The organism is Luteolibacter sp. Y139 (assembly GCF_038066715.1).
GTDB classification, from domain to species: Bacteria; Verrucomicrobiota; Verrucomicrobiia; order Verrucomicrobiales; family Akkermansiaceae; genus Haloferula; species Haloferula soli.
This window is the reverse complement of record NZ_JBBUKT010000003.1, coordinates 248,556-268,069: the sequence shown is the minus strand read 5'-3', so window position 1 is coordinate 268,069 and position 19,514 is coordinate 248,556. Positions and strand designations below refer to the sequence as shown.

General features: G+C 63.2%; 20 protein-coding genes. 12 read left to right on the top strand and 8 right to left on the bottom strand.

Annotation, left to right across the window (positions count from 1 at the left end; translation table 11 throughout):
* Nucleotides 1-115: 115 nt before the first annotated feature.
* Together WKV53_RS09580 and WKV53_RS09575 are read right to left on the bottom strand one after the other, a co-directional pair.
* Nucleotides 116-1,348, bottom strand: a complete 1,233-nt coding sequence (locus WKV53_RS09580) for a hypothetical protein (RefSeq protein ID WP_341404350.1) — start codon at nt 1,346-1,348, stop codon at nt 116-118.
* Entirely contained in the window at nt 1,294-2,529 is a 1,236-nt protein-coding gene (locus tag WKV53_RS09575; RefSeq protein WP_341404349.1) for an autotransporter-associated beta strand repeat-containing protein, read from the bottom strand. The genes WKV53_RS09580 and WKV53_RS09575 overlap by 55 nt, the downstream gene beginning before the upstream one ends.
* A gap of 191 nt (nt 2,530-2,720) precedes the next feature.
* On the opposite strand from WKV53_RS09575, the gene WKV53_RS09570 reads away from it, so the two are divergent.
* Complete coding sequence (locus tag WKV53_RS09570) at nt 2,721-4,355, top strand: sensor histidine kinase (protein WP_341404348.1); 1,635 nt, start codon at nt 2,721-2,723, stop codon at nt 4,353-4,355.
* On the opposite strand, the gene WKV53_RS09565 is transcribed toward WKV53_RS09570, so the two are convergent.
* The gene (locus WKV53_RS09565; RefSeq protein ID WP_341404347.1) at nt 4,352-4,771 is read right to left on the bottom strand and encodes a globin domain-containing protein; all 420 of its coding nucleotides are present in this window, start codon (nt 4,769-4,771) and stop codon (nt 4,352-4,354) included. The genes WKV53_RS09570 and WKV53_RS09565 overlap by 4 nt on opposite strands.
* A 97-nt stretch (nt 4,772-4,868) precedes the next feature.
* On the opposite strand from WKV53_RS09565, the gene WKV53_RS09560 reads away from it, so the two are divergent.
* The 4 genes from WKV53_RS09560 to WKV53_RS09545 all read left to right on the top strand — a co-directional run bounded on the left by WKV53_RS09560 (nt 4,869) and on the right by WKV53_RS09545 (nt 7,526).
* Nucleotides 4,869-5,525: a response regulator transcription factor gene (locus tag WKV53_RS09560; RefSeq protein WP_341404346.1), complete on the top strand. Its 657-nt coding sequence runs from the start codon at nt 4,869-4,871 to the stop codon at nt 5,523-5,525.
* Nucleotides 5,526-5,532: 7 nt separating this feature from the next.
* Entirely contained in the window at nt 5,533-5,856 is a 324-nt protein-coding gene (locus WKV53_RS09555; RefSeq protein WP_341404345.1) for a hypothetical protein, read from the top strand.
* A gap of 292 nt (nt 5,857-6,148) precedes the next feature.
* The gene (locus tag WKV53_RS09550) at nt 6,149-6,997 is read left to right on the top strand and encodes a tetratricopeptide repeat protein (RefSeq protein ID WP_341404344.1); all 849 of its coding nucleotides are present in this window, start codon (nt 6,149-6,151) and stop codon (nt 6,995-6,997) included.
* A gap of 70 nt (nt 6,998-7,067) precedes the next feature.
* Entirely contained in the window at nt 7,068-7,526 is a 459-nt protein-coding gene (locus WKV53_RS09545) for an EF-hand domain-containing protein (RefSeq protein ID WP_341404343.1), read from the top strand.
* On the opposite strand, the gene WKV53_RS09540 is transcribed toward WKV53_RS09545, so the two are convergent.
* Nucleotides 7,504-7,971, bottom strand: a complete 468-nt coding sequence (locus tag WKV53_RS09540; RefSeq protein WP_341404342.1) for a hypothetical protein — start codon at nt 7,969-7,971, stop codon at nt 7,504-7,506. The two genes, WKV53_RS09545 and WKV53_RS09540, sit on opposite strands and share 23 nt — an antisense overlap.
* A 43-nt stretch (nt 7,972-8,014) precedes the next feature.
* Complete coding sequence (gene kbl, locus WKV53_RS09535) at nt 8,015-9,214, bottom strand: glycine C-acetyltransferase (RefSeq protein WP_341404341.1); 1,200 nt, start codon at nt 9,212-9,214, stop codon at nt 8,015-8,017.
* Nucleotides 9,215-9,456: 242 nt separating this feature from the next.
* On the opposite strand from kbl, the gene WKV53_RS09530 reads away from it, so the two are divergent.
* From WKV53_RS09530 to WKV53_RS09520, 3 genes are read left to right on the top strand one after another with little or no spacing between them, the layout of a single operon-like run.
* Nucleotides 9,457-10,314: a hypothetical protein gene (locus WKV53_RS09530; RefSeq protein WP_341404340.1), complete on the top strand. Its 858-nt coding sequence runs from the start codon at nt 9,457-9,459 to the stop codon at nt 10,312-10,314.
* A 57-nt stretch (nt 10,315-10,371) separates the two neighbouring features.
* Nucleotides 10,372-10,806 (top strand): PTS sugar transporter subunit IIA, encoded by a 435-nt coding sequence (locus WKV53_RS09525; RefSeq protein ID WP_341404339.1) that lies wholly within the window; start codon nt 10,372-10,374, stop codon nt 10,804-10,806.
* Between the two features lies 1 nt (nt 10,807).
* Entirely contained in the window at nt 10,808-12,592 is a 1,785-nt protein-coding gene (locus WKV53_RS09520; RefSeq protein ID WP_341404338.1) for a ClcB-like voltage-gated chloride channel protein, read from the top strand.
* Here the strand turns inward: WKV53_RS09520 and WKV53_RS09515 are convergent.
* The 3 genes from WKV53_RS09515 to WKV53_RS09505 all read right to left on the bottom strand — a co-directional run bounded on the left by WKV53_RS09515 (nt 12,554) and on the right by WKV53_RS09505 (nt 14,738).
* Nucleotides 12,554-13,351 carry a DUF4328 domain-containing protein gene (locus WKV53_RS09515; RefSeq protein ID WP_341404337.1) on the bottom strand — a complete coding sequence of 266 codons (798 nt, stop codon included), beginning with the start codon at nt 13,349-13,351 and terminating at the stop codon, nt 12,554-12,556. The genes WKV53_RS09520 and WKV53_RS09515 overlap by 39 nt on opposite strands.
* Before the next feature lie 24 nt (nt 13,352-13,375).
* Complete coding sequence (locus tag WKV53_RS09510; protein WP_341404336.1) at nt 13,376-14,119, bottom strand: DUF4328 domain-containing protein; 744 nt, start codon at nt 14,117-14,119, stop codon at nt 13,376-13,378.
* A 103-nt stretch (nt 14,120-14,222) separates the two neighbouring features.
* Nucleotides 14,223-14,738 carry a TlpA family protein disulfide reductase gene (locus tag WKV53_RS09505; protein WP_341404335.1) on the bottom strand — a complete coding sequence of 172 codons (516 nt, stop codon included), beginning with the start codon at nt 14,736-14,738 and terminating at the stop codon, nt 14,223-14,225.
* A gap of 239 nt (nt 14,739-14,977) precedes the next feature.
* Here WKV53_RS09505 and WKV53_RS09500 point away from each other — a divergent pair, with 239 nt between their 5' ends.
* The 4 genes from WKV53_RS09500 to WKV53_RS09485 all read left to right on the top strand — a co-directional run bounded on the left by WKV53_RS09500 (nt 14,978) and on the right by WKV53_RS09485 (nt 19,478).
* On the top strand, nt 14,978-15,472 hold the full coding sequence (locus WKV53_RS09500; protein WP_341404334.1) for a hypothetical protein: 495 nt from the start codon (nt 14,978-14,980) through the stop codon (nt 15,470-15,472).
* 72 nt (nt 15,473-15,544) lie between these two features.
* On the top strand, nt 15,545-16,222 hold the full coding sequence (locus tag WKV53_RS09495) for a rhomboid family intramembrane serine protease (protein WP_341404333.1): 678 nt from the start codon (nt 15,545-15,547) through the stop codon (nt 16,220-16,222).
* A 59-nt stretch (nt 16,223-16,281) separates the two neighbouring features.
* Nucleotides 16,282-16,563, top strand: coding sequence for a hypothetical protein (locus tag WKV53_RS09490; protein WP_341404332.1), 282 nt, complete (start codon nt 16,282-16,284; stop codon nt 16,561-16,563).
* A gap of 32 nt (nt 16,564-16,595) precedes the next feature.
* Complete coding sequence (locus WKV53_RS09485; RefSeq protein WP_341404331.1) at nt 16,596-19,478, top strand: M12 family metallopeptidase; 2,883 nt, start codon at nt 16,596-16,598, stop codon at nt 19,476-19,478.
* The last annotated feature ends 36 nt before the right edge of the window (nt 19,479-19,514 follow it).

The window sequence follows — 19,514 nt, the reverse complement described above, 5'->3', positions numbered from 1 at the left end:
CAACTTTGGTCGGAGGCTGGCGTGGAAGCCGAAGCAGTGAGTCCCTCGTGAAAAAAACATGCGACCATGAGGAGCCATGGTCGCATGCGGCGAGGTCGTCTCTACGAGATGTGCTTCAATTCGTTCGCAGGCGGAAGAACTCCCGCTTAGTACCGCCAGCTGAGACGAATACGGTTGCCTTGCCCTGCCCATCGAGCGTCACGCTTTTCGCGGTGGTCCATTGGGCGAGGCCTCCATTGACGCCGCGTTCCAGGGTCAGGGTCTTGGATGGCTGCCATGAAACGTCGATGCGGACGGTGCCATCGGGTTGAGGGCGGACCAGGGTGATCTGCGGGTCAGGTGCGCCAATACCGGTGAAGAGCAGCACCACATCGTTGGCTCCGGAGCCGCCCTTGTAGGTGATCTTGAAGGGCTGGCCGCCGGCGTAGATGGTGGATCCTTCGGGCATGCCATTGAAGATGCCGGTGACGGCGTCGTTGCTATCGTTGTCGATGATGGTGAAGGTCTCGTTGTTCAGGGGCTGGTAGTTCAGCGCGAGGTTCAGGGTGAGGCCGGTGAGGTTGACGGTGCCGGTGACCTGTAGGCGGCCGAAGCCGGTGCCGGGGACTTCGCTATTGATATTGCAGGCGAGGGTGCCGCCGGTGCCGGGGGTGGTGACGCCCTTGGGCTGGAGGGTGGTGAGGTTGAGCGTGCCGCCGTTGTTGGTGATCGAGCCGGTGATGGCATTGCCTTCCAAGGTGCCGCCGGTGAGGAAGATGGAGCCTTGCCAATTGACCTGCAGCTGCACTTTTCCGGCTTCCACGTAGAGTGCAGTCGATTGATCTCCTCCCACCGGATAGTCACCGCGATAGACGGTCCAAGTGCCGGTGCCTTTCTTGTGAATCGAGGAAAGCGGGCTGCCTTGGATCCGGACCTGTTGTGCGGCGGAGCCGAGCTGGTTGGTGCTGTTGCCGGCCAGCGTCAGCGTTCCATCGCCGAGCACGAGCGCGGCAGTCACACTTCCGTAGACGGTTAAAACGGTCTCCGAGTAGCCGTTGACGTTGAACACGCCGTTTCCTGAAAACCACACCGGTGCCGTATCGGCGATCTGATTGGATGCTCCCAGGGTGAGCTTGCCTCCACCCATTTCGACCGGGCCGGTGACGGCTTGCCCCGCGGTCTTCTTAAGGACGAGTTCGGAGCTGAGGTCGACCTTGACGATGCCGGTGTAGGTGTTGCCCTGGCTGCCGCTCCATTCGACCGCGCCGCCGGCCTTGATGGTGACCTGTGAAGGACTGCCGGAGATGACACCGGTCAGCTTGAGCGGGAAGCCGTAGGCGGCATGAATGGATGGAGTGCCGCCGAGCACGACCGGGCCGGGCAGCTCCGCTGCATTGCGGGCTCGAGATCGCCTTCCAGCGTAATGGTTTCTCCGGCAGGGAGGGTCATGGTAGAGTTCAGGATCAGGGTGGCGCCGGCGCGCACGGTGGTGCCCTTGGCGGTACTGCCGAGTCCATTCGGATTCGCGATATCAAGCTCGCCTTCCTTAACCTCCATGGTTCCGGAGAAGGTGTTGGCCGACAGGAGCTTCAGATAGCCGGCACCGGTCTTCACAAGGCTGGTAGCGGTCGGGCCGTCACCGATCACGGCATAGACTTCCAGGTAGGAATCGGGGTGCGGCAGGTATAGGGTGCGAGTACCGCCGCCGAAGGAGAGGGTTCCGGTGCTCGCGGTAGAAATGGTGGGACTGGTAGTGGCATCATTCACGAAATCCAAGGTTCCGCCGAAAGTGATGTTGCCGTTCACGTTTGCGTTGATGCGGCTATCGCCGCCCATCGTCACATTGTTGAGCGTCTGCGTGAAGGTGGTGTTGCCAGCGGCCGCCAGGGTGCCACCGAGGATTTCGACCACCGCATTGGCGGGGATCTGTTGGGATTGGCGGACCGTGCAAGTGCCAGCGACGATTTCAAGTTTGCCTCCGAAGCAGGCAATGCCCGCCGCCTTTTCCAAGAGAATATCGCCCTGCTCCAGCCGCAGCGTGCCGGTGAAGGTATTCGCCACAGCGCCGATGGAAAACTTCAAGTCGCCGTTGCCGGTCTTCACGATGCCGCCGTTGCCGGAAATCACGCCTTGGAAATCGGCGTAGGCGGGACTGACCAAGACGTTAAAGCGGCAGGTCGACTGGAGGTTGATGCCTGGCTGCCAGGTTACGCTGCTCGAGTTTCCGGTCACCTTGAAATTGTCGCCTGCCGCACCGGTGAAGGTGATGGACGTTCCTGCCGTCGGGAAAGTGTAGCTCCCGCTGGTGAGGTCCACCTCGATGGAGTCGATCTTGAGGTTGGCGATATTCAGCATGCTGGTGCGGGAAGTGGCGTTGGCGGGGAAGATGAGCTTCACCGGGGCGGCCTCGCCAGCGACAGGCACGCCGCCGGAGGACCAGTTGCCGGCAGTGTTCCAATAGGCGTTGGCACCCGCACCCGACCAGACGTGGGTGCCGGCATTGGCGCAGACCGCCAGGGCGGTGAAGAGAAGAGCGAGAAGTGTTTTCATGGCTGGAGGAGAAATTCGATTGGTGTGCTGCCTTCATCCCATGAGTTGTGGATTTGCGGAATAGGACCTCCGCCGGGGTTTCCCGTGTTTCCGGGGGCTTCTGCATACGACTTCGGACGGAGGCGGTGTGGTGCCGCGGAATGGGATTCACGGCGCGCGGTGCTTCCGCTAAGTGCGGCCTTCAACTTCCCATGACTGCGCCCTTACGACCTTCCAGCGAGCAGCTCGATACCTTGATCGAGCGGATCGGCGTGGTGCCCTTGAAGGACATGCTGCGCGAGCTGCTGCAACGCAGTGCTGCCAGCCTGAATGTGGAGCGGGTGGGTTATTGGAGCCTGGATCCCGATGGCCGCGCGATCCGCAGGGAGATGCAGTTCCTGCTCTCCAGCGGGACCCATGACAGTGAGCCGCTGGTGCTGGAGGCGGATACGTTTCCCACCTACTTCGCGGCGCTTCACGAGGGATCGAACCTGATCGTGGCGAGCGATACGATGAGCGATCCGCGGCTGGCCGAGTTCCATGACATCTATTTCACGCCGCTGGGAATCGGCGCGATGCTGGATGCGCCGGTGCATCGTCATGGCCGGCTCTTCGGGGTGGTGTGCCATGAGCATGTCGGCGGCCCGCGCGAGTGGACAGCGCAGGAAGTGGACTTCGCGCGCTACGTGGCGCAATGGATCGCGCTGGCGGTGGAGATTGATGAACGCCAGCGCGGGGAGGTTGCGCTGCGCGAGAGCGAGGCGCGCTATCGCCAGGTGATCGAGCACACGCCGACGCCGACGGTGGTGGTGGACATGGAGACGGGGCGATTCACGGATGCGAATGAGAGCGCGCTGCGCTTCTACGGTGTGGATCGTACTTCATTGCTGGCCGGTGGGCCGGCGGATTTCAGCCCGGAGTATCAGCCGGATGGCCGCTTGAGCATGGACGCGGCGCGCGAGAAGATTTCCCAGGCGCTGGGCGGTGAGACGCCGTATTTCGACTGGGTCCATCGCAGTGGCGACGGGCGGGAGATTCCGTGCTCGGTCCATCTGGCCCGCGTGCCGGGGAAGGGCGCGAGCGTCATTGCGGCGGTGACGGACCGAACCGAGCAACGCCGTACGGAAGAGACCATTCGCCGGGCACTGGAGAATGAGCGGGAGCTGAATGAGCTGCGCTCGCGCTTCACGTCGATCGTGTCGCACGAGTTCCGGACGCCGCTGGGGATCATCATGTCGGCGGTGGAACTGCTGCGGAATTACTTTGATAGGCTGGATGAGGCGAGGCGGTTAGAATTGTTCGAGGACATCCACAGTGCCACGCGGCGGATGGGGGCGCTGATGGAGCAGGTGCTGGTGCTCGGTCGTGCGGATGCGGGCAAGCTGACCTTTTCGCCGGTGCCGCTGGATCTGGAGGCGCTGTGCCTGAAGCTGACCGATGAATCGCAGTCGGCCACGGTGCGACGGTGCCCGGTGGAGATGACCTTCGAAAACGATCTCGCCGGGGCGACGGCGGATGAGCCGCTGCTGCGCCACATCTTCTCCAACCTGCTATCGAACGCGGCGAAATACTCGCCTGCCGGCAGCCCGGTGGAATTCCGCGTGCGGCGCGATGGCGATGCGGCGGAGTTCGTGGTGAAGGATCGCGGGATCGGGATTCCCGGGGATGATCAGTCCCGGATGTTCGAGGCATTCCAGCGGGCGGGCAATGTCGGGGAGATCCAGGGAAGTGGCCTTGGCTTGCTGATCACCAAGCGCTGCGTGGAACTGCACGGCGGCAGCATCGGCTTCATTTCGGAGACCGGTGACGGCACCGCCTTCACGGTGCGGCTGCCGGTGTTCGCCTAGTGGCTGACCCGTGCCGCGCCGCGGAGCATGGTGGAGGCGATGAGCAGGTAGAGCTCGGTCCATGCCTTGCGGGCGTCGGCGTTGAAGTCCTTGCCGAGCACGGACGAAAGCATGGCTAACAGAGCCTCGCCGACCGTGTCGTAGTGCTCGGTCTTCACGCCGTAGGCGACGTGGCGGGCCCCCAGTTCTTCCAGGGTTTCCGTCAGCTCCTCCGGCTTTTCCAGCAGGCTCAGGGCGGTGGAGAGCATTTCCATCAGCTTCGCGGCCTGGAGTTCGATGTCGGTTTTGAAGAGGGGGCGGAGCATGGGGTTGAGCTCGAACAGGCGCTGGTAGAAGACCAGGGCGGCGACGTGGGACTGGCGTTCCACGAGGGCGAAGGTCTTGCGCAGGCGGTGCTTTTGTTCGGGATCCAACACGCGCCCATGGTCGCACGGAACGCGAATTCCGGCACTCCGACTTTAGTCGGATGGTCTTTTCACGTATTTCGTGCAGGATGCCGCGTCTCCTCTCCCTATGAAGCGCATTCTTGTCATCGAAGACCAGGCCCCGATGCGGCGGAATATCGCCCTGATGCTGGAAATGGAGGGCTACGAGGTATTCACGGCGGAGAATGGCCGGGTGGGCGTGGAGACCGCGCGGCAGAAGCGTCCGGACCTGGTGATCTGTGATGTGATGATGCCGGAAATGGATGGTCACGGGGTGGTGCAGACGCTGCGTGGGGAGGATGCGACGGCGACGCTGCCGTTCATTTTCCTGACCGCCCGCAGCGACAAGACCGACATCCGGATCGGCATGAATTTCGGGGCGGATGATTACCTCGTGAAGCCGGTGGTGCGGGAGGATCTGCTGGCTGCGGTGGAAGCGCGGCTTGCGCGGGCAGAGGCGATCGAGGCAAGGGTCCAGGCCGCCGCGGCGGCGAATGGTGGGGGATTCAATCCCGACTACTCCAGTCACGAGCCACTGACTGGGATGGGCCTGACCAACCGCGAGGCGGAGGTGCTGCTGTGGGTGGCGCAGGGGAAGAGCAATGGCGACGTGGCCGGCATCCTCGGGATGAGCGAGAAGACGGTGAAGCAGCACATGGGGAACATCTTTGAGAAGCTTGGCGTGGAGAACCGGAATGCGGCGGCGATGCAGGCGGTGGAGGTGTTAGGGAGGCCGAGGGTTTGATCGCTCCATGAAGGTTTTCGGTTTGGAATCCCTTTCGCCCTACCTCGCTGCGGAGGGGTATTTCGTGAAGTGCGTGCTGAATTCTTCGGCCGCCGTGTTCTTTCCCGGCACGATCCAGCATCGTGACGTGAAGCAGGAAGGGGTGTCCTATGAGGACGACTATCGCGGGAATGCGATGGCGGCGACAATTACGCCGGGAATGATCGACGTCAGATTCCACCGGGACTATCCGGACGAGATGGTAAGATCGATTTCCAAGCGGCTGCTGGCGCTTCCGGAGATGGCGTGGGCGAAGGAATTCATGGTCCGCTATCAAGGGAGGGTGCTTTGAGGATCCCTTGGGATTCGGCTTTGCCCGCCGGGCGGATCTGTTAGCAAGGGAATGGATGCCAATGCCTTCGCCAAAGAAAGCCGCCGGATGGATCGCGATCGCGGTCCTGCTGGTGTTGGTATTGGTGTTGATGCAGTCGAGGGACCGGGCTCCAGCGTCTTCGGCCGGGACGAATGACTCCGCTCCAGCGAGGCCGGTTGGTTCGGCATCCCCTTCCTCCAAAGTGGATCGGGATCGGAATCGGGCGGCCGGGCGAAGCAAGCGCTCCTTCAGGGAACTCGCGGCCTTGGTCATGGGAGAAGGGCCTCCTGAGCGAATCCTCACCAAGGAACAGGTCGAAGCTTTCGTGAACGCGAGCAATCGCAGCGTGGATTCGCTTCTTTCGGCGTTCCGGTTGGGTGGAGATGATGCTTATCTCAAGGAGGCCTTGGAGAGATTTCCGGATCATCCGCAGGTCCTCATGACGAGCCTTTCACAGGTGCAGGATGCGGAGAAGCGGCTGGCCATCCTGGAGAATCTCAAGCGGGTGGATCCGACCAATGCGCTCGGAAACTGCATGGCGGCACGCTCGCTTCTGGCGCTGGGCAGGAAGCAGGAGGCGCTGGAGGAACTGCAAAAGTCTGTGGGGAAGCCGGTCAATGATTTCACGAACGCCTCCACTCAAAATGACGAGGAGGCTTACCTTGCTTCCGGGCTCACGCCCGCGCAGGCGAAACTGATGGCCCTCTCTGGAGGCAGCAAGTCGCTGCTGCTGCAATTTCGCACCCTCGCCGACGGGATGCGGGACATGCGGAAAGACTATCAGGCCGCGGGAGATGACCAGTCCGTGGAATCCCTGCGCGAAATCCAAATCGGAATGGCGCGGCAGCTTCAGGAAGGTGGACGCCTCGTGGACTTCCTGGTGGGAACGGTGGTCGAGAAAGAAGCCCTCAAGGGTCTCGAGTCGGAAGAGGCGACTGCCCGCCTGGAAGAACTCAAGCAGCAGAAGGAACTCCTCGTTGGCAGAACGAATCAGGTCGCAGAGCTGATGAAGGATTCCGCGGTGCCGGAAGGCGACTGGCAGCTCTACTTCGACCGAGTGAAGCTCTTTGGTGAGAACGCCGCGAACGAATGGATGTTAGAGAAGCATCCGCAGAGGTGAGAGAGTCTGGCGCGCTTTGCACGATGATTCGGGCTTGTCGCCGAGGGACCTGAGCCGTCAGCGTAGACCGGTGAAATTCACGCTTCTCCCCCTCCTTATCATCGCCCTTTCCTCCGCCACTGCTTCCGCCGGCTTGATCAGCCCGACGAAGGCGGAGGTGAAGAAATTCGACAAGGCCGACACCGATAATGACGAGGTCATCAGCCGGACCGAGTTCGCTGCGCTATTGAAGACCTTGACCAAGGCCAAGAATGGCGGTCAGGGCAATGTGGCCGATTTGCAGGCGGTCGCCGATGCGTTCTTCGACTACTTCGACAATGACCACGATAACAGCATCGATCTGTTCGAGTGGTTTGTGGCGCGCACCTCGCTTCCCAGCGATCCCCAGCTCCCGGACATCGTGACCTTCCCGGGCCTCGACTTGAATGGCGATGAGTTCGTGAAGGCGGGCGAGTTCGTCAAGGTGCTGAAGGACATCCTGCCCACCAAATTCGTGGTGACTTGGTTCAAGAGCTTGTCGGTGAACTGAGGCGTTTTTTGCGTCTCTGCCGCCAAAGGAAGAAGGCACCCCAGCTTGCCGAGTAGGCGATCAACAGAAGCCAGTGGGAGACGATGAAGACCGAACAACCACGTCCCGGAAGATCGACGTAGACCTGATGGGTGTGGTGGAAGGGCTTGGGGAACCAGAATCCGAACCAACCCAATGCCGGCAAGGTATCCTCCGGAGTCTCGCGTCTGACGACCTTGAACAGCGGGTGGTGCCGGGTTGACCCGCGGTCCATTTCGGGGCTGTTCCAGAACCAGTACCACATGACCTCTCCGCCTCGCTGGCGGACATACACGCGTCCCCGGTTTTCGATCCGGATCTCCGCTCCGGTGTCGTAGTGTCCGGATTCCTGCCATGCCCAGAGGAAGAACAGGAAGCCGGGAATCCCGAGCCAACAGATGCGCGAACGAAAGAAGGCGCGAAGCATGGCGGTTGCTTGAACGGGCAAACCCGCACCCCCATTCACAACATCACGAAATTACTCCCAGCTCCTTACCGGTGGCGACGAAGGCTGCGATGCCCTTGTCGAGCTGCTCCTTCGTATGGGCGGCGCTGATCTGGGTGCGGATGCGGGCTTTGCCCTGGGCGACGACGGGGTAGAAGAAGCCGATGGCGTAGACGCCTTTCTCTAACAACTTGTCGGCGAACTTCTGGGAGAGGGCGGCATCGCCGAGCATGACGGGAGAGATCGGGTGGTCCTTGCCGGCGATGGTGAAGCCGGTGGTGGCCATGGCGTTGCGGAAGTAGTCAGTGTTCGACTTCACGCGGTCGGCGAGTTCGGTGGAGGCTTCGAGCATTTCGAAGACCTTGATCGATGCTGCGACGATGGGCGGGGCGATGGTGTTCGAGAAGAGGTAGGGGCGGGAGCGCTGGCGGAGGAGGTCGATGATCTCCTTCTTGCCAGAGGTGTAGCCGCCGGATGCGCCGCCGAGGGCCTTGCCGAGGGTGCCGGTGGTGACGTCGATCTTGCCGAAGAGGCCGCAGTGCTCGTGGGTGCCGCGGCCGCGTGCGCCGAGGAAGCCGGTGGCGTGGCAGTCGTCGAAGTGGACGAGGGCGTTGTATTTCTCGGCGAGGGCGTGGACGGCGGCGAGATTGCAGATGATACCGTCCATGGAGAAGACGCCATCGGTGGTGATCAGCTTGAAGCGTGCGCCGGCGGCATCGGCGGCCTGGAGCTGGGCTTCGAGGTCGGCCATGTCGTTGTTGGCGTAGCGGAAGCGCTTGGCCTTGCAGAGGCGGACGCCGTCGATGATGGAGGCGTGATTGAGGGAGTCGGAAATGACAGCGTCTTCCTCGGTGAGGAGGACTTCGAAGAGGCCGCCATTCGCGTCGAAACAGCTGGGGTAGAGAATGGTATCCTCGGTGCCGAGGAAGCGGCTGATGGTTTCCTCGAGCTGCTTGTGGAGGGTCTGGGTGCCGCAGATGAAGCGGACGCTGGCCATGCCGAAGCCCCAGCGGTCGAGGGAGGCCTTGGCGGCGGCGACGACCTCGGGGTGATCGGCGAGGCCGAGGTAGTTGTTGGCGCACATGTTGATGACCTCGCGGCCGTCCTTGAGGCGGACGGTGGAGTTCTGGGTCGAGTCGATGAGGCGCTCGCGCTTGTAGAGGCCGGCGGCTTCGATTTCGGAAAGCGTCGTGCGGAGGTGGCTGGCGAGCGCGTCGGAGAACATGGCGGGGTTGGTCTAGCAGGGATTGAGGGTGAGGGAACGCGAATGATGCGCAGGGGATTTGCGGATTTGGAAAATTAACCGCAAAGAGCGCAAAGGACGCAAAGATCGGAACAAGAGCCTGAGGTGCGCGTCCTTGGCCCCTTGAGATGAGCTTGGTCGGATCTGACGGCGCGCGATTTTTTTCGCACGGGAATGAATGCGGAAAGCGGTCGCTGCGTTTAGTCAGTCTCCCCCTTTTGATCATGAAAATCCGAACGATGTTGTTGCTGGGGTGGCTGCTGGGACTTGCCGCAGCCACTGGACAGGAGGCGAAGCCTGAAGCTGCCCCGCCCGCGAAGCCGGGGCCGGAAATGGCGCCGGAAGATACCGATGTCCCCGAGGGGCCGGTGGAAACGGATCCATTCGCTGTCGGAGGGCCACCGGAGACGGTGGTGAAGATTCCAGTCAACCGCGGGAAGGAAACCCGGGCGTCGCTACAAGTCCGCTTCGAGGTCTGGGAGATGGAAACCAAGGTGCTGGCGGCCCGGCTGGATGCTGTGCACGGCTCCGATGAGCTGGAGGTGTTGCGAAAGGAGCTGCTCGCAGATCCCGCCGCGTCCCTCCTTCACTCGCTGGTTTCGTCCACTGACGAGAAGTCGCGGACGACGGACGAGTCGGTCCTGGAGTTCATCTATCCGACTGAATACGAGCCGCCGGAAACGCCACCCGCCGGCATCGATCCGAAGGATGCGAAGAAGGGCAATCCAGCGTGGGAGCGATGGCTGGAGTCGGCGGGGAAATACGCGGTCCCGACGTCTTTCGAAACCCGGAACACGGGTGAGACCCTTGAAGCGGCCGTTCAGCCGGTGGAGGCGGAGAAGAAGACGTGGGACGTGAGCGTTTCCTTTGAGAACGTGGCGCTTGTGGGAATGATCTCCTATGGTGCGGACGATCTCATGATCGAGATGCCCGCGTTCTCAACGACCCGGACCAATGGCATTGTCCGGCTGCGGGAGGACCAGTGGCGGATCAAATCCGTGCAGGAAGCGCCGCGCGGCAAGGATGCCAAGCCGACTGGCAAGAGCTGGCTCACGCTGGTGCGGGTGGACCGGGCGCGCTGAGACACAACGTCGTGCTTTTTGGTGGCCACTGGAGGGGGTGGACCTGTTGGATGAGGAATGCCGTCTTACCTGCCGCCCGAGTCTCCGATCACCCTCGATCTGGAGGCGGGCGGGGAAGAGCAGGCGATCCGGTCGGTGGCGGGATTGTTAGAGGGCAAGGCTGGCATTCGCGACCATGCGGCTTTCATTGGCGCGGTGCTGGAGCGGCAGAAGATCAATCCGCCCTTGTTAGGGTGCGGGATCGCGCTGCCGCATGCGCGGACGGGGGCGGTGTCGGAGATCGTGTTCGCGGCGGCGCGATGTCGGGAGCCGGTGGATTTCAGCGGGACGGCGGTGTCGCTGGTGTTTCTGTTCGGGGTGCCGCCGGACCGGATCGCGGAGTATCTGGCGATGACGGCGGCCCTGGCGCGACGGCTGAGGGATCCGAAGATCGTGGCGGACTTGATGGGGGCAGCGGACGAGGCTTCTTTCCGGTCGATCCTGGAGGGATGACATGAGCACGGGGGCGGGCAGCAGCAGCACGAACTTGGGAACCGGCACCCGCCGGCTGGTGCGGCTGCGGATCTGGTGGGGCGAGCGCTTCCACTTCAACGAGTGGCAGGCGACTTTGTTCTGGGCGGCGGTGATCGGATTCGCGGGGGCGTGGACTTCGATCGGCTTCAAGGAGGCGACGGAGTGGCTGCACCGGGTTTTCACCGGCCATGGCGAGAGTCCGGCCGAGGGCTATGTGGAGAGCTTCCGGGCGATGGAGCCGTGGCAGCGGCTGCTGGTGCCGACGCTGGGCGGCTTGCTGGCGGGGATCACGTTGTGGTTCGGCAGCCGCTACAAGACGGCGGCGCACTCGACCGACTACATGGAAGCCGTGGTGGTGGGAGACGGGAATCTGGCGGTGCGGGTGAGCTTGATCAAATCGGTCTCTGCGTGGTTTTCGGCCGCGTCCGGAGCTTCGATTGGGCGGGAGGGTCCGCTGGTGCAGTTGTCATCGCTGGCTGCGTCACTGTTCGGGCGGTGGCGGGCATTTCCGCTGGCGCAAAAGCGGCAGCTGGTGGCGTGCGGGGCGGCGGCGGGGATCGCGAGTGCTTACAATGCGCCGATCGCGGGAGCGTTCTTCGTGGCGGAGATCGTGCTCGGCTCGTTGGCGATGGAGGCCTTCGGGCCGCTGGTGATCGCCTCGGTGGTGGCGGTGCTGGTGACGCGCTCGCACTACGGGGCGGAGGCGCTTTACGCCGCGCCGGCGATCACGCTGCAGTCGAATCTGGAGCTGCTGTGGTATCTGGGGCTGGGCTTGGTGAGTGGGTTGCTGGTGCCGGTGTTCTTGTGGCTGCTGAAGGCGGGCGAGATGGCGTTTTCGCGGTTGAAGCTGCCGGCACCGGCGCGGCTGGCGCTGGGAGGACTGGTGGTGGGTGGCTTGGCTTGGTTTCACCCCGAGGTGGCGGGGAACGGGCGGGCGCTGGTGTTCTCGGTGCTGCATGGTCCCGGGGCCTGGCAGATCCTGGCGGTGACGCTGGTGTGCAAGGTGGTGGCGACGAGCGCGACCTTCGGCTCCGGGGCGGTCGGCGGGGTGTTTACGCCCACGCTCTTCACGGGGGCGGCGATCGGCTATCTGCTCGGGGTGCTGGCCTCGGTGGTGGCACCGGGTGCGGGACTGCACCCGGAGGCATTCGCGCTGGTGGGGATGGGGGCATTCCTGGCGGCATCGACGGGTGCGCCGGTGATGGCGATCCTGATGCTATTCGAGCTGACCTTGAACTATCAGGTGATCCTGCCGGCGGTGGTTGCCAGCGGGGCGGGGTATTACCTGTGCCGGGCGATGGGGGTGCGGCCGCTTTATGGCGAGGCACTGGAGCGGAAGGGCGCGGTGATCGTCGCGCAACATCTGGCGACGCTCAAGGTGGGCGACCTGGTGGCGAAGGATGCGGCGGTTCTTTCCCCGAATGCATCGTTCGGCGAGGTGGCGCGGGCTTTCCTGCAGAGCCGCCGGGATTCGCTGCATGTGGTGGATGGAGAGCACCTGGCCGGGGTGATTTCGCTGCACGACATCAAGCCCTATCTCGATCAGCCGGAGCTGGAATCGCTGCTGATCGCCCGCGATGTGATGCACGAGGACGTGCCGCGCTGTGCCCCGGACCAGACGATGGGCGAGGCGCTGGAATTCTTCAGCCGGGCGGAAATGGAGCGGCTGCCGGTGACCAAGCCGGACGGGACTTTCCTCGGGGCGATCGCGCGGGCGGACGTGCTGCTATTCTTGGCGGGGAAGCCGCGCGCGGCGGGGGCGTGACGGTAGCGGGTCCGCGGGCGTGGCTGCCGCCATGGCCGCGGCGGTGTCGGTCTGCAGGGCGGTGACCGCGCGGACCAGCACAATCGCGATGAGGTGTAGCGCGATTTGGACTCCAGGCACACCTGCCGATGCCGCCGCGAGGAAGGTGGCGCTCCACTCGAAACTGGGGTTGTTGAGGATCTGCGGCGAGTTGTCGGCCAAATTGCAGAGGATCCACAAGGTCCACCAGGTAGGCAGTAGGAAACTTGGCAGGCCTTCGCGCATCGTGGACGCGCGAACGATGTCGCGCATCGCCACGAAGGGCTTCCACAGGTTGGCGATGGGAATGAAGTACCAGCCCACGGCCCAGCCTGGGGTGTCCTGCAAGTAAGTCTGCTGCACTTGGAAATCGACCCGCTTACGGAAGCGGGCGACTTCGGCGAAGAGCCACGCGTTTTTCGCCGAGCGGACGATCCATATGCCGAAAACGATCATGCAGGCGAACATGACAAAGCCGAGGCCGTTCATGATGCCCTCGATCATCTTCACCCGCTTCTGATCTGCGGCGAAGGCGGTGAGGGTGTAGGCGAGGTGGAGCCCGCCTCGCGCGAGATTGACGAGGGCGCCTAAGACCAGCAGGCCCACAAGCCAAGCGGCGAGCGTGCGATTGTCGCGATAGAGACGGTATTGGCTGGCGACGTCCGGAGTGGCCTCAGCTGCCGGAGCTTCGATAGCGGCTGGAGCGGCGTAGGGATTGAGCTCTTTCTCCTCGGGATCCATGAGTGGAAGGGAATGAGGGGGCAGCTATTCGGTTTCCGAATCCGGAATCACGGGGAGGTTTTCCGCGGGAGCGGGGCGATTGACGGGGCCCGGGATGCGTGTGGCGGCGACCGGTCGCGGGCCGCTGCCCGGCATCACCATGGGTTGGAGGGGGACGGGCAGTCCTTCGTTACGCCAATCCAATTGCCTGAGACTGATGCGAATGATCAGCCAGGCCACGCAGATGCCGGGGATCCAGATGGTGGCCGTATAGAGAGGGGAAGGAGGCATGAATTTCCGAAGGAGACCCGAGACGACGAAGGAACCCCACCAGACGACCACGATGTAGACGAGGGCGCGGGGCGTGCGCTGCCGGAAGGTCGCGTCGGCGATTTCCTTCATGATCATTGGCGGAAAGATCCAGTTCACCAAGGGGATGAAGTAGCTGCCGATGGCCCAGCCGTGCGAGATCTTCGAGCCCGGATGGATGGTCTTCGCATTGGTGATGATGAGGTGGAGCCAGCCGAGGTAGCTGATGACCGACGCGGTGACGCTGATACCGATCGCAAGCGTCACGATCGCCTCCCACACGGGGTGCGGGGGAGTGAACCATTGCAGGGTCAAGGTCAGGCAGAAGATCCAGATGAAGGTAATCGCGGCCCAGCCCCAGCTGCGCGGGTCCTTGATGCGCGAGTCGGGCTCTCCCCCGGTGGTGTTGGCCGGAGCTTCCGGCGCGGTGGGATCGGATGCCGGCGGCAGATAGGGATTGTTCTCAGGGTCGGTGGGCATGGGAGGCGGACCCAGATATCAATTTCCGGCCCGGACCGCGGCACGAAAAAACGCCGCCCGGCGTGACCGGAGCGGCGTTTGGAAAGAACAGGGGCCGGACTGATTACTTGGCGGCGGGCTTGGCCACGGCCTTGAGGGCGTCCTTCACGGCGTCCTCGAAGGCACCGTCGGCCGGGTGGCCGTGCCAGAGGAGCTTGCCATCGGTGCCGAAGACGCAGGCGTGCGGGATGCCTTCGCTGGCGACGCCGCTGGAGCCGCCGGCCATCACCGGGTACTCGACGCGGGCCGGCTTGATGAGCTTCATGATCTCATCCTTGCTGCCCTGCTGGCGCTCGAGGCCGACGACCACGAGGCCCTTCTTGTCATAGCGCTTCGCGAGCTTGGCCATTTCCGGCAGGCTGGCAATGCAGGGGCCGCAGTGCACGCCCCACTCCTCGACGACGACGACCTTGCCGGCGAGGCCTTCCTTATCGAAGGGTGCTCCGTTGACGACTTCGGTCCACTGGACCTTGCTGACCGAGGCGTCCGGCACGGAGGCTGCGGACTTGTCCTTCTTGTCCGCGGCAAAACCGGGGAGGGCGAGCGCGATGAGCGCAACGAGGGCGGGGATAGCTTTCATGGTTTGATAACGAGTGACCCTCTATAACGTCGAAAATCCGGCAGCGATTCAAATTTTTGTCGTGAGATCGCAGGGAGTGAAGGAGTTCCGTAAGTCGGAAGTCTGGTATTTCGAGGAAGGGAGGATAAGTTGTCATACAAAATCTTTTATGGGAACCGGGCAAAAAAACGCTTCGATAGGGGCAACCGGCGGGGAGTGCTGAGCGTTTCAGCCGGGATCACCCGTAACCTCTCCTCTCCATGAAAGCCCCATCCTCCCTGCGCACCGGCTTGCTCGCGTTCGGCCTCTTCGTGCCGCTTTGCCTCGTCCACGGCGCTCCGCCGGAGGACGCCTACGGGGTGTGGGAAACCACCCATGGCATCAGCGGCGCGGGTTCCGCGGTGGATTCCGATGGTGATGGGATCCCGAACGGCATCGAATTCGTCATTGGCGGTGATCCTTCTGGTCCGGGATCGGACTCCAGCAGCCTGCTGCCGACGATCACCGTGGATGAGGATTACGTGACGTTCTCGTTCCGCCGCAGCGATGACTCGGCTCCCTACAATCCTTTCGTGGAATATGGGAGCGACCTGACAGGCTGGACCCAGGCTGAAGGGGGAGTCGATGGAGTAACCGTGGCCGAGGATGGTAATTTCTTCGGCGGCTCGGTCGACCGGGTGCGGGTGCAGATCCCGCGCACGCTGGCCGTCGGGTCGAGGCTGTTCGCCCGCTTGCGGGTGGATATTCCCGGGTGATTCCGGCCGGCGGTGGACTGCCGGTTCCCGCACTTGCTAGAGCGGAGGGCGTCAGCCCATGGTCTGCGGCCGATGCGAAACGATGCCGTGCGCCAACTCTTCCGCGATCAGGGCCCGCTGCTCGGGCTGATCGGGGTCATGTTTGGCATCTACCTGTTTCAGGAGATCCGCGGGCCAGAGTGGTATGCCGCCTACATGGCGGTGCCCGGCAAGATCACGGAGAGCTGGCAGAGCCTGCGCGCCGGGACTGCCGGGGTGGGTGACTTCAAGGCCTTCGGGACGCTCCTGAGCTGCGCCTTTCTGCATGCGAATGCGGAGCACGTGATCTACAACATGCTGTTCCTGTGGATCTTCGCCGCGCTGATGGTGGAGCTGATCGGGGTGCGGTGGATGTTCCTCATTTTCATCGTCACCGCCATTTGCGGGAGCATTTTCCACGTGGTGCTGAATGCCGGGGATTTCGTCCCCATGCTCGGTGCTTCCGGGGCGGTGATGGGATTCGAGGGTGCCTATTTGGGGCTGACCACCCGCTGGCACCTGCCGGAGCCTCATATCTGGCCGATGTCCCGCCCGGTGCCGCCCGGACAACTGGCGATGATGGGGGTGATCGGGGTGGTTTTCGATTACACGTCCCTGACGGGTCATGCGGGCGGGGGAGTCGCCTACGGCGCTCACATCGGGGGCTTTGTCGGGGGGCTGCTGCTCACCGCCCTCGCCTCGCCGAAGCCCCGGGGTGCCTATCAGCGCTAGGGCATCCGTTTGAAAAGCCCCTCGACCCGGGGGAATTCCGGTGTTAGAGGGAGGATGCTATGAAAACGTTCATCCTAGTCCCACTGGGCGTGATTCTGGTTTGTGCCGGCACGTCTTGTTCCACTTCCTACGCTCCCGGCTATCAGGCGGCCGGCTACAGCCAGCACGATGCCTACTACCGCGGCCAGGTCGACGGCAGCGGCGATCGGCTCTACGGCCTGGCCTACGATCCTCACATCAATGAGGACCGGACCCTGCCGAGTGCCCATCGCAACGAGTATCTCTGGGGATACAATGACGGCTTCCGGCACCTGTCCACCCACTACGAAGGCGGGAAATAGACTTGCCGTCCGCCTTGCCGTAAAATCCCCCCATGACCCCCCGCGCAGGAATTCCTGCGTTGCTCTTCCTTTGGTCCGCCACCCTTGCGTTTGGCGGGCTGTATCCGAGTACGATCTCTCCCGGCAATGTGCCGTGGCCGGGGGGCGTGGTTCCCTATGTCTTCGATGCCGGCGTGTCCGCCCCGCAACGGGCGATCTACTTGTCCGGGCTGCGCGAGTATGAGCTGGCGGCGAATGTGCAGTTCGTGCCGAGGACGGCCCAGACGCAGTATGTGCTCTTCAAGTATGATCCGCAGGGGCCGAACCGGGCGTCGGGCAGCCAGCCGCAGGTGGTGGAGATCAATAGCCTGACGCGCGCGCAGATCTGCCACGAGATGGGCCACTCCTTCGGTCTGGAGCACGAGCACCAGCGGCCGGACCGGGGGACTTACATCCAAGTCCTGACGGGGAATATCGTGCCGGGGAACGAGGCTCTTTTCGCAGTGGCGGCGGGGACTACGACCTACGGGCCGTATGACTTCGAGTCGGTGATGCACTATGGCCGCGACCTGCTGTCAGTGCAGCCGGGGGTGCTGGACACGATCCAGGTGAAGCCGGGTTATTCGAAATTCCAGCCGCGGCTGGGGAACCAGGCGCTGAGTCCCGGTGACCGGGCGGTGATGGCTTTCCTGTATGGGCCGCCGGCGGTGGCTCCGTCGGCGGTGGTGACCACCACGGCGGATGGAGGGGCGGGCAGCCTGCGGGCGGCGATTTACTACGCGGAGGATCATCCCGGCACGCCGGTGACGTTCGACATTCCGACGAGCGATCCGGGCTACAGCGCGGGCACTTTCACGATCAAGCCGACGGCTTTCCTGCCGCCGCTGGCGACGGATGGGGTGGTCATTGATGCGACCACGCAGCCGGGCTTTGCGGGGCAGCCGGTGGTGTTTCTCGATGGCTCGGCGATGCCGGTGGAGTCGGGAGAGGCCCCGGGTTTCCTGATCCGCGAATCGGGGTGCCGGGTGAAGGGGCTGGGGATCATTCGTTTCCCATGGTGCGGGATTGTGATGGAGCTGCCGGATGCGACGGGAAATGCGGTGTCGGGCTGTTGGATCGGGCTGAATGCGGCGGGAAATGCGGCGCCGAATGTGAAGCAAGGGGTCCAGATCACGGACGGGGCGAGTGGGAATACCATTGGCGGCACGACCTACGCGGAGCGGAACGTTCTCTCCGGAAACGGCGAGTATGGGATCTGGATGTCGGGCAGTGGCACCTCCGGGAATCAGGTGCTGGGCAACTATATCGGGACCAATCCGGCGGGGACTGCTGCGAGGGCGAACGGTGCCGGGGGAGTGATCGTCACCGGTGGGGCGCATGATCAGGTGATCGGAAGCACGACGGTGGGGAATTTGATTTCGGGAAATACTTCCGCCGGTCTGTGGCTGACGGGTGCCGGTGTGTCTAACAACACGGTGCGCGGGAATTGGATCGGCACCGATGTGACGGGAAATGCGGCGGTGCCTAACAGCTTCGCCGGTGGCTATGTGATCAGCGGGGCTTCTAACAATTTGATCGAGGGCAATGTGTTTTCCGGGAATGTCTCGGAAGGCCTGCGGCTCGGTGGGAGCGGGACTACGGGAAATGTGGTGAAGGGAAATCGCGCCGGGACGAATGCAGCGGGGACAGCGGCCGTGGCGAATGGCTTTGCGGGTTTGACGGTCTTCCAAGGCGCGACCGGCAACCGGCTCGAAGGCAATCTTTGCTCCGGCAATGGGACGGTGGGTCTTGCTTTCGGAGATGCGGGCACCACGGACAATCTCGCGGTGGGGAATTTCATCGGGACGAATGCGGCGGGCACAGGGGCGCTGGCCAATGGCTTCGCCGGAGTTTATCTAACGGGTGGCTGTAGTGCCAACAAGCTTGGCGATGGGCCGGGCAGCGGCAACCTGGTTTCCGGGAATGCCAGTGTGGGTGTATTGATCGCGGATGCAGCGACTCACGGGAATTTCGTGCGCAACAATCGGATCGGGCCGACGGCCACGGGGGCGCTTTCGTTCACGAACCAGTTCAATGGCATCGCGATCCAGAATGGGGCCCAGTCCTGCTTCATCGGTGGCAGTGATGCTGGTGCCGCCAATGTGATCGCGGGTAACGCGAGCAGCGGGATCGTGCTCTACGATGCGGGCACCGGGGGCCATGAGTTCTCGCGGAATTCGATTTATGGAAATGGCTGGCGGGGGATCACGGTGAACAGCTTGAACGGTGGCCAACTGGCACCGGTGCTGGCCTCGGCAACGCTGGGCGTGACGACGCAGGTGAGCGGCTCGCTGAATGGAGCGGCGAATGCCAGCTACGTGCTCGAAGTCTTTTCTTCAGAGAGTGCCTTTCCGATATCCGGCAAGCGTTTCATCGGAAGCGGTAGTGTCACGGCGAATGGTGCGGGGGTGGCTACGATCAATCTCGTACTTCCTGTGCCGGTTTCCGCCGGCCAGGTGATCACTGCCACGGCTCGCGGTGGGGGCGGGACTTCGGACTTTTCCAACGGCGTGACGGTGACCACCACGGACAGCGATGGCGATGGGTTGCCGAATGCCTACGAGAGCACGATCCCGGGATTGAGCTCTGCCAATGCTGCGGATGCGGCCCTGGACTTCGATGGCGACGGGTTTTCAAATCTGGACGAGTTCCTGGCGGGCACTGCGCCGCGCAATTTCGCGAGCCGCTTGTTTGCCGCTGGTCAGCGGAGTGGCAGCGACTTCACCGTTTCGTTTCCTTCCGTCCTCGGCCAGACCTATCGGGTCGATGCGGCTGCCAACTTGGCCGGTCCGTGGGCTTCCGAGGCGATTCATTTGTATGGGACGGGCGGGACGATGGCGGTGACGCTCCCTGCGTCCGGGCAGAGACGATTTTTCCGGGTGGCCGCCGGACCCTAGGCCTGCGGGCTGAATAAATTCAGCGATGCTGGTGAA